We start from the raw sequence: 757 nt of genomic DNA on the forward strand, positions 1-757 counted from the left end.
ACAGGTTCGAGTATTAATGTTATTAGGACTTATCTTAGATAACAAAGCTTGGGTTGATGTTTCTATATTCCGTTTAAATGATGAATTAGATTTTTCTTTTACTAGTGAAGGTGTACATAAAGAGAATAGTCCAGGATATCATCAGTTTGTATTTAAATTATTTTTATCAATAATCGAAGAGTTTCCCTCTTTTGTGCTAAAAGACCTAGGTCCAAAGTTTAACGATATAGCTTCCAAAGCACTAACATATATTACTTATATTCTAAGGCCAGATAATAATTTGCCAATAATTGGAGACACAGAGCTAAAACCTACCAGTGATGCTTATAGCAACTACTTTTCTGGAACTATAGAATATGAAGACTTCATATATTCATTGACTCAAGGTAAAAGAGGGACAGTACCCCTTAAGAACAATATAGTTTATCCAAAGTCGGGATATGCAATATTTAGGAATACTTGGGGTAGTAAGCAAGACTTTACAGATAGTATGCATTTGATATTTAAAGCAGGCTGCTTAAGCCAATATCATCACCAACAAGATGAGAATAATTTTGTTTTATACGCCTTTGGTGAGGATTGGATCATTGATTCAGGATTGTACAACTATATAAATAAAGATCCTATAAGGCACTACGCTCGTAGAAGACAAGCTCATAATATACCTATCATTTCTGATACAAGCTATGTTCATACAGACTTTAATCACAGAATGGATAATTGGTCAATATATGACTATAGTGAGGATCAGTATAAT

The 757-nt window shown here is 32.5% G+C and carries 1 protein-coding gene; it reads left to right on the forward strand.

Annotation, left to right across the window (positions count from 1 at the left end; translation table 11 throughout):
• Positions 1–16: 16 nt before the first annotated feature.
• Positions 17–757 (forward strand): heparinase II/III family protein (locus BTV99_RS12505; RefSeq protein WP_178377965.1); only part of this gene is annotated, 741 nt, incomplete at its 3' end.

Origin of the sequence: Psychrobacter sp. Rd 27.2, assembly GCF_001921755.1 — a bacterium.
GTDB lineage: Bacteria > Pseudomonadota > Gammaproteobacteria > Pseudomonadales > Moraxellaceae > Psychrobacter > Psychrobacter celer.